8 protein-coding genes are annotated in these 9,187 nt (G+C 39.0%); all 8 read right to left on the reverse strand.

From position 1 onward, the window contains the following. Nucleotides 1-194 precede the first annotated feature (194 nt). The gene (locus RYL27_RS09330; RefSeq protein WP_007158185.1) at nt 195-746 is read right to left on the reverse strand and encodes a prolyl-tRNA synthetase associated domain-containing protein; all 552 of its coding nucleotides are present in this window, start codon (nt 744-746) and stop codon (nt 195-197) included. A gap of 139 nt (nt 747-885) precedes the next feature. Further along, nucleotides 886-1,275 carry a HEPN domain-containing protein gene (locus tag RYL27_RS09335; protein WP_007158186.1) on the reverse strand — a complete coding sequence of 130 codons (390 nt, stop codon included), beginning with the start codon at nt 1,273-1,275 and terminating at the stop codon, nt 886-888. Further along, complete coding sequence (locus tag RYL27_RS09340; protein ID WP_304069330.1) at nt 1,268-1,606, reverse strand: nucleotidyltransferase domain-containing protein; 339 nt, start codon at nt 1,604-1,606, stop codon at nt 1,268-1,270. Before RYL27_RS09340 ends, RYL27_RS09335 begins: the two co-directional genes overlap by 8 nt. 48 nt (nt 1,607-1,654) lie before the next feature. Further along, nucleotides 1,655-2,281: a Fic family protein gene (locus RYL27_RS09345; RefSeq protein ID WP_314966784.1), complete on the reverse strand. Its 627-nt coding sequence runs from the start codon at nt 2,279-2,281 to the stop codon at nt 1,655-1,657. 474 nt (nt 2,282-2,755) lie between these two features. After that, a complete protein-coding gene (locus RYL27_RS09350) occupies nt 2,756-3,583 on the reverse strand; it encodes a Spy0128 family protein (RefSeq protein ID WP_308578950.1) in 828 nt (275 codons plus the stop codon). A 16-nt stretch (nt 3,584-3,599) separates the two neighbouring features. Continuing rightward, nucleotides 3,600-4,343, reverse strand: coding sequence for a class B sortase (srtB, locus tag RYL27_RS09355; RefSeq protein WP_308578949.1), 744 nt, complete (start codon nt 4,341-4,343; stop codon nt 3,600-3,602). Between the two features lie 242 nt (nt 4,344-4,585). Beyond that, complete coding sequence (locus RYL27_RS09360; RefSeq protein WP_308578948.1) at nt 4,586-5,761, reverse strand: DUF7601 domain-containing protein; 1,176 nt, start codon at nt 5,759-5,761, stop codon at nt 4,586-4,588. Between the two features lie 419 nt (nt 5,762-6,180). Beyond that, on the reverse strand, nt 6,181-9,187 hold a 3,007-nt coding region (locus tag RYL27_RS09365), incomplete at its 5' end, for a DUF7604 domain-containing protein (protein ID WP_314966788.1).

The following is a 9,187-nucleotide window of genomic DNA, read 5'->3' on the forward strand; positions in this document are numbered from 1 at the left end:
TGCTTACATTCTGTACATGCTAATATAATCTTTGTACGCACGGCTTTCACCTCCAATGATTTTTAACTTCGCATGACTACGAAATTAGTGCATAAAAAATAGGGCGTTGCCCCAAGTTCTGCTATAGGATAGCATGGAGACTCGCCCTATGTCAAGGAGTTTCGATGTTCTAAGCGCTTTATTTTTCTATTGTCCTATTCCTCGCCCTTTAATTGCACTTCTGTCTTGTAGTGCTTTGTGGACTTTAAGAACTTCCCGAAAAGGTCGGAGGTTTTTACCTTCAATGTGGCAATGTTATGGCAGGGATGGGCACAGAGATATTCCTCCTTCATCAGATCCTTATCCACCAAAAGCTCTACCAGATCCTCTTTATCATGAATCAGTCCGAAAATGGAGGAAGAGCCCGGTGTGCATCCCAGCACCTCTTCCATCTCCTCCGGCTCAGCAAAGGAAAGTCGGGACACCCCAAGCTGTGCGGAAAGCTCCTTGGTTTTAAAGGGCTTATCTCCCGGCATCAGGAGCAAATAGTAATAGCTGTGCTTACTATTGGTTAAAAACAGATTCTTGAAAACCTTTGCCCCCAGAGCCTCCTCAATGGGGATACAATCCTCCATGGTATGTGCCTCCGGATGGTCTACTCTCTCATAGGCAATGCCCTGCTTGTCCAGATAATCGTAAACCGCAAGCTCCTTCTTGCTTCTGCCTTCATTTTGTGCCGGTCTTCCTTTTTCTACTTGTAATGCCATTGGACTTTTCCTCCATGTTCTTTCATTGTTCGGGTTTTCGTTTCAATACTTTTCAAACTTCTAAACTAGTTTTTGAATTTATCTTCCAAAGCAGATTGACAATTTCTTAACTACTATACCATAGAATGAGGAAAATGTTTTAAAGTTCTTCCGATTTACAGAGATAGTCTATAATCACATCTATCATTTCTTTGACTTTTCGGTACTGCTCCTCAGCGCTGGCTTTCGAGACAATATAAAAATCATCATAATCGCAGCTATTTCTAATTTGAAATGCGCTACTCAGATATTTAGAATATTTTCTTTCAAATATCTCTGTTTTAATATAGCTTTTCTGAAAGTAAGCGATTACCCCGGCATGTTTAGAAAAGTCTACTTGATCTTTAGCCAGTACAGCCCTAACTGCTGAAAATAAAGCATAGTATGAGCGACCAATGGAATCTTTATATTGTCCTGCTTCTAAAAGTATATATGCAGACTTCAATTTTTCTTTTGCTACATCGATTCTGTATTGTATTAAGTCATCCAACGATAATGCCCTCCTTATCTATATTACGGTAATAAGGTAGCTTATCTTTATACTCAAGAAATTCTTCATAGGGTATTACAACAGGCGACACTACTGCATCATGCTCCAAGCCGATATCTGAAGCTTTATCCCATACTTCTTCCAGTTTCTTTTGCAATTCCTGTCTTTCTCCTACCACTATCGCAGCAAAGTCTATATCCGATTCATCATCAAAATCACCTCTGGCGAAAGATCCATACATGACTATATTTTTAATAGATTGTCCGTAAATATCTCGGTATGCTTCTACGATTTGACTGGTAATTTTATTAAGCTGAGTTTTATCACACATTGTAATCCCTCCTTCCTATAGAATTAATCTAATTATATATTCTATGTATCACATCGAAAGTATGCAAGTCTTTAAGCATTCCTTTAGCTCCTTACTGTCTCCGTTATCATAATACTGTAATAGAGTCTCGTTAAACTTCTCTCCTTCAGACTTTCCGATACTAAGAATCCCTATCCCTGCTTCCATAAGTATTTTGCTGGCAAATATTGTTGCTGTTCTTTTGTTCCCATCCCAAAAGAGCTGATGATAGACGATATAGCAAAAGCTTTCCAATGCTTTCTCCACCGTATCGGATATGGAAAGAATCTTATGTAGCTCTTCCTTTACTTCTTCTTCCTTGGGTATTTCAGGCATGTACTCCGTTCCGCTGATGCCGACTTTACCTGTTCTCAAACTTCCCCAAGCCAAGCTTTCATTGCGAGAGACCATTTCGTTTAATTTACAAAGGAAGTCATAGTTCGTTGCGCTTTCAAAATTGTTGATACAATAACGCCAGGCATCTCTTAGGTTCAGCACTGTCTGTATATCGGAAACCGGTACCTGATTCACGATTCCGCCATCCAATATAGTCTGCGTCTGAGAGAAGGTAACGTTCACACCTTCAATGTAAGCAGTATTAAATACCAATTCTGTAAATAATTTTTTTGCCAAAAATACTGTTGTTTTTTTATCCATTGCTATCCTTTGCTCTATATTTCTATTTATTGCATTATATTCTTTCTCTTATGTGATTAAACTATTCGTCCTCTAAGTATGATGTAGCTTTAAAAAGCCTTATCTTTGCATGACTCAACTTTTCAAGCATACAGCCTGTGAATATTTATAGCCTAAAATTTATTATAGTACAAAAAACTTCCAAGGTTAACTTGGAAGTTTTTTAGAACAAATAGATTTTCATCTAGGACATATAACACCATGTCCCACGGTGTCACACCAGTTGCTTCTACAACTTTTGCACTTATATTTTTTAGGATAAGCATTAGGTGCTTTTCACTTCTTCCTCTTTCGCTCAACTTAAGCTATGATTCGTCAATGAAGTTGCTTAGCCTGAAGTGCCTTTCGGCTTGTCCATCCTTGGGTTTTTGCGATTCTGAAAAAATCGCATCGAATCAAATCCTTAGTTGATTGTATATGGCTGAATCTTTAGATTTAGCCTCTATTCTCTTTCTTCTGTCCCTGCTTTTTATAACCAAGTCCCCAGAAAAGAAGAGACATGAGGGATAATGCTGCAAAGAGTCCGTATAATGCCATGAAGCTTGCATCTCCAGTTGCTACCTGTCTCAATGCTCCCAATACTTCAGGAACCTTTGGTTCCCTGTCTACGCCGAGAACTCCGGGTTCTACGCTACTAGGTCTTGTTGCACCAAGTACGGAAGGATTACTGGGATTCGGATTCGGGTTCGGGTTTGGATTAGGATTTGGGCCAGGATTAGGACCTGGATTCGGGCTAGGAGGATTTCCACCACCGCCTCTGTTATAACGGTTATAGAAAGAAATATCTCCGTGCTTTGCAGAATTCTCTCCGGTTCCTACCCAGAATACCGGTAAAATATATGGAGATACGGCATTTCCATTGGCATCTCTAGTAACTTCCGTGGTCTTTACCAAAAGTGTATAGGTTCTACTGTCGTAGGTGAAATTGCTCTGTGTTCCTACAGTCTGCTTGATTGTATACTTGTAGTCACCTTCTGTGGTATATACAATCTCCGGAAATTCCAGGATGTAATCCTTTGCTCCGTTTCCTGTAACGCTAACCTGATTCGGTGATGGTAATGGAGCGTTTGGATTGGAAGGATCTCTTTCAATCGTAACTGTATAGGTTTCCTCCGGTGCAGCGCCTGATGTGCTAATCTTTACCGGAATCTTTAAGCTTGCACTTTGCGCAGCTGCCTGGGATGAGAATCCCAATCCTGCGGAAAGGAATAGCACCGCTGATAATACTGTACCAGCCTTTATTAAAATGTCTTTTGCTTTCATTTCCGTTTTCCTCCCTTTATGGGTTTACTCTTGCTAATACAACAACCCTACCATTTGTTTCCAGCGATACACAGGTGGAGAGTGCCATGACTTGATCACTTTCTTTCATCCCGATATCTCTAAAGTTTGTGGAATGCTTTTTCAAATATTCCACCAGTTCCATAATGTGCCCTTTTTTGCCGTCTACTTGATAAATATTATGGTCATAAGCATCACATTCGATAGCGGCGAAAACCTCCATCTTGCGTGCTCTGCCGTCCGGCATAAAAAGATTTCCTGTGAGATGTTTATCGAAGTAATCTTTATCAATATACTCCATGACATCTCCGTACATCCCTCCGTTATCCATATGGTGTCCATAGGTCAGCATATAGGGATCCGAAAAATCCGCCTTATTATAGGCGCTTAAGAAAATTGACCCTGAAAGGGAAAACTCTCCTGTTACCTCCTTGTTCACATACTCCATGTCGTCTCTTCCCTGAACCATGGGGTAGTCAATGTGGGTTCCGTCAATGGTTATCCAGCCTCTTGTATCCGGATTGATTTTTAGTAACTCTTCCAGACTTAATCTGGTTTCTTCCGGATTCTCCACTGAAGGCTTGTACTTCAGTAAATCTCTTCCTAAGAATGCACCTGACATTGTGATGTAAGTGTCCCAAAGGGAGTATCCACCAAATGCTAACATGATAACCATGAGGACAATTGCCAGCATAGATAAAACTCTATCACCGGCTTTAGCGGCTTTTGCTGCTACATCCATTCTTTGTCCTTTCCACTCCTTTTCCTGCTGTACACCGTGTGTACATGGGTTTCTTGAAAGCTTCAAAAAACCAATCTACATACGTTTTCAGTATCCCTTCCGGGTGGCAAAGCCACCCGGAGTTTTTGATACTGATTCAAAATATCTTGTTTTCTTACTTTCGTGCTATTTTTGGAGAAGAAGAATTTATGCTCTACGGTAAGTTAACGCCATATTCTGAAAACATTATAAGTTGGAAAGATTTATTCCTCTTCCTTCTTGCGGTTCATGAATACTACACCTAATCCGCCGGCAACTGCAAGCATCATAGCGTAAGGAGCAACATTCATAACGATACCTGTAGGAGTAACAACATCCTTAGTGTTCTTGATATCTACTGCAGCATCATCCTTAACGGCATTGAAGCTAGCTTCAAATCCGGAAACTGCAAGATTCTTAATAAAGTCTTCTTTTCCTGCAACTGCTCCAGCGGTCATTGTATAGGTGTTATTACCCTCTCGAACGGTTACCTTGTCACCCTTTGTTAAACCGGTAATAGTAAATCCGTCGTTTTCACCAACTTCAAACGGTCCAGATTCTACACCCGCAGTTAATGCCTCTACTCCGTTTAATTTAATGTTTCCTTCCGCATTAATGTTGTATAACTCACTTCCAGTTTGTCCTTTTGTATCTGCTGGAGTTACTGTTACATAAAACTGGAACTTTTCACTGTGGTTAGCATAGGATCCAAAAATCTTCTTTCTTACAGTCACTTCATGAGTTGTATCATAAGGATTATCTGGATTTTCTGGAGGTGTTACAGGAGGAATATCTGGATTCTCGGGTGGTGGCAACTCTCTACCATAGTTGTTGTCAATACCTTCAACCTTGGTATTGTCAATTTTTCCGTCAGCCCCCCTCTTTACACGTACCACAGTGGTAGTGAATTGTGCCTTATTCTGCGCATCTAAATACTTTAAAACGAAAATCTTAAACTCGGACTTTGTATAGTAGATACCTTCGTATTTAGCATCTACCTCGTGCATGTCATACTCGTAGAATCCTAAATCAGTGAACTTGCTTTCATCAACGTGGATGTTAGCATTAGACTTGAAGATTCCATAATCTGCGCCGGTCTCATCTCCGAATTTTTTAGCTTTAGGAGCAAATTCAGCACCTGTAATGGTAACACCGTTAGCAGGTCCCGGCTTAGTAGCCTCAGTGTGAGACTTTTTGTCTGATCCAGTGTAGGTATAAGATCCTGCATTCTTAGCCGGAGTAACCTCAAAATTGAATGTTGTCTTTGGTGCGAGAGTCTTACCATCGGTGTGGACTCTCTTCTCAAACTTTACATCCTGTGCGAATGCAGGCACAGCCATAGACATTACCATCATTCCGGATAATGCCAGAGTTGCAAGCTTGTTTAAATTCTTTCTCATCTTGTTCTCCTTTTTAAAAAATAGTAGAAACGTTGTGTGATTTATAATTAGAAGGCGCGACCCTTCGAATTATTAAAGTGACTTGTTGAGTTTCAGCTCACGTTGTATCGAGATACATCCTTCGGCTTCGTGGGCGTTCCCTCGCCAATTTACCATGCCGTACCATGTCTGAACCTCCTTTCTTTTTCCTAAGAAAAAAGACTTATATTTGTTTTTTCTTTGCCGATAGTGTTACTAAAGGCAAATATTCAATCCGCTTCTGCTACAGATGCAGCTGTTGTAGTGACGCAGGAGTCGCCATTTCAACTCCTTTCGTCGGTCTTCTGTTACGAAGTTCTTTTCCAACTTCTGTCCTGCAACAGATGTATCTGTAGCAGAAGCGGGTGAATGTTTAATTGAGAATGTGCTGAAGAGGAGTCTTATACTTCTCTTCTTTTTTTGCTAATGGTGAGGTATGCCCCTGCCATTGCTACAAATCCAAAGATTCCGAAGAGGTATGGTGTAATATCTCTTACAATACCGGTTGGAACCGGAACCTTGGTCGTTTTGTTAACAAATTGTACAAAATAATGATCTTTAACACTTAATCTGTCACATGTAAACCAGTACTTTGCTGCAGAATCCGGTACTAAGTCGCAGTAATCCAAATCAGTTTCTGATGTTTTATTCTTGTACACTTCAGGTTGTGTAAATCCTTCAACTTTCAACTCTGAAAAACTGTACTTCAAATCTTCATCTAATGAGAATTCCAGTCTTTCCTTGTTCCTAAGCTTGAAATGTAGAGCATAAACTCCTGACTGAGGGGGTACTTCAACAATATCCGTAAATTTATTTTGTACATTAGTTGGGAATGTTTTCTTTAACTCTTCCAACTCTTGTATGCTAAATGCTTTTCCGGGTATCGGCTTATTTTGAGCATTTTTTGTGTCCGGATGATATACCCTTAGGTAAAAATCAAAGTCTCTCTTCTTATCTTCCTCGCTTACATAGCCATCAGATTTAAGCGCATTTTCCACTAACTTTTCAATAGTAACTTTCTTTTTAGGCTTCTCTTTGTTGTAATTATTTACAACTACCACCTGTGATTTCTCTGTTAGCTTAAATGGCTTTTCTTCAGTATTATTTTCTTTACTGATGAACTTATATAAATGTTCCTGATTTTGATATCCGTAGGACTTATTTGGAGCTGTTTCCACAACCCTGTACTTCTTATTCGGATTTAATCCGGATATTGTATAGCCTAAGGATAATCTATCATACGCTGCATTGTATACAACTTGATGTCTCTTTACAGTAATGTCGCCTACTTTGATGATTCCTTCTTTGCTTTGATCTTCGCTGTTGCCATCTTGATAAAGCTTGAAGCTAACATACTCTTTTTCTGTTCCATCATCTTGCACTTCATATACCGTAAAATTAATATCTCTTAAAACTGCAATTCCAAGATTTGTAAATCCTGATTTTGAGCTTCCTTCTTTACTCTTATAAGTTTGCCCCTCTAAATATGCCTTTCCTTCAAGTCCAAGAATCTGCTTTTCGATAACAATTTCTCTCTGTTGTACTTTTATGATTGGCTTATTATAGCGCTTTTCTTGAGGCTGTCCTCTCCACTTATAATTAAACTTTGCTTCATCATTAGTGAAAAGGCCTTTAATATCCGTTGAAGCTCCATACTGTTCATCAGGGCCAAATTTTCGACCGTTTAAGTATGTCTTGTAAATATCATTTAAATCCGTTCTTGCCTCACCGATATTTTTTTCTGCCTCGCCTTTTCTAAGCTTTTCATAAGCAATCTTACTTGGTTTAATCTTAGCTGTAAGTCGAATCTCATAGCCTGCCGGTAATTCAAAGTCCTCAGGATCTGTTTTTAACCCTATTTCTTGCCTGTTTTTTACCTTGTTCCAGGACTTTTCAGGTACCAGTTTATTTAGATTTAACTTATGATATTCATCTGGAGTCAATGCGCTTCCAACCGTTTCCACATTGTTGTCAGCAAGCTTATAGATTTCTGCAACGAGTTCTGTGTTGGCTACTAAGTCCACATTTTCACTAAATGTATCCTTAATAGTAATGTTCGTTGCTTTCTTTGGTGCAATCTTATCAGATAACTGCTTAAAGCTATTTGCCAAATTATCAGGAGTGGATCCATCAAAAATCTGACCGTCTGCACCTTTTGCAAGGGGTGTACCGGAACGAATATACTTTCTATTTCCGATTGATGCCCACTTTGGATCTAAGTCATAACCATGCTCTTCGGTTAATTCTCTCAAATGCTTCCAGTTTTGCTGGTTACCAACTCCAATTGTATAGAAGGCGGAATATCCTCCTACTTGAGCCAAATATCCTCTTGCCTGATTTAGGCCCACTCTACTGAAATCTCTACCATTTCCATAAGTATAGCCTTTTGCTAAGTTCTTTTCGTATTGGAATCTATCATTTCCAAACTTGAATCTCATGATTGTATCATCATAAAGACCGTCTGTAGCTGTATAGCTATAAGTAGGATCTCCATCAGATATCATAATGTATATCTTCTTGGCATCAGATCTAGGCGCATTGCCATCTCGAATTTTGTCGTTTGCTATTGCTGTTTTTCCAAATCCGTCAAGAACATATCTTAGTCCAATGATTCCTGCTGAGTAGTTTCTTCCATCTACCTCACCTTGATTTTCCGGCAGGCTCTTCAGTCTCTGTTTAAACTCCGCTGCATTTTTTGTATAACCATAAATTTCAGCATCGTTATAAGGAGTATCTTCAATTGTAAGATCATTCTCTCCAATAATAGGAACGCTGTATTTCTTAATTTCATTTCCGTTCGCATCCATAACCGAAACATTATTATATACAAATCGGTTATCCGCTACATTTACTGTTCTATTTCCTCCGAATCCTACAAGCGCATATTGCAGATCGTAGTTTTCATTTTGGGAGAGGCTATCTACTAACTTATTGATTTGCTCATTAACTTTAGCTTTACGGCTATTTCCTGTGGTCTCATAATCATTACTTGTATATCGAGCCAAGCCATTCTCTGTGCCGAATGGTAAATTCATACTTCTTGTAGTATCTACAAGGAATACAACATCCAACTTTTCTTTGTTTTTATAGCTTGTCTTAGCCGTTAAAGTTAAGTCATAGGTTCCATCTAGATTGTTGGTAATGTACTTTTCATTACTTTCTTCATGCTCATCCTGAATAGTTTGTCCCGTTTTATTTTCTAAGTCATAGACAAAATAAAATTCATATGCGCAATTCTTTTCGTAATGACCTGTTCCTTTTCTCAGTGTGTACCAAACATATCTTTGCCCATCAATGATATAACCCAAGTTATCAATCTTACTTATCCCACTGCGGAAATTTCCGTTATATTTTGTATTAGCGTCTTGATTATATTTATAATTAATATCGAAATAATCGTTAGTGTGC

The sequence above is a fragment of the Oribacterium sinus genome (assembly GCF_963537195.1).
Taxonomy (GTDB): domain Bacteria; phylum Bacillota; class Clostridia; order Lachnospirales; family Lachnospiraceae; genus Oribacterium; species Oribacterium sinus_A.

What these genes read in the sequence shown, in the direction of transcription:
- RYL27_RS09330 (WP_007158185.1), bottom strand. Translation starts at nt 746, where the DNA reads ATGGCATTACAAGTAGAAAAAGGAAGACCGGCACAAAATGAAGGCAGA.
- RYL27_RS09340 (WP_304069330.1), bottom strand. Translation starts at nt 1,606, where the DNA reads ATGTGTGATAAAACTCAGCTTAATAAAATTACCAGTCAAATCGTAGAA.
- RYL27_RS09345 (WP_314966784.1), bottom strand. Translation starts at nt 2,281, where the DNA reads ATGGATAAAAAAACAACAGTATTTTTGGCAAAAAAATTATTTACAGAA.
- RYL27_RS09350 (WP_308578950.1), bottom strand. Translation starts at nt 3,583, where the DNA reads ATGAAAGCAAAAGACATTTTAATAAAGGCTGGTACAGTATTATCAGCG.
- srtB (WP_308578949.1), bottom strand. Translation starts at nt 4,343, where the DNA reads ATGGATGTAGCAGCAAAAGCCGCTAAAGCCGGTGATAGAGTTTTATCT.
- RYL27_RS09360 (WP_308578948.1), bottom strand. Translation starts at nt 5,761, where the DNA reads ATGAGAAAGAATTTAAACAAGCTTGCAACTCTGGCATTATCCGGAATG.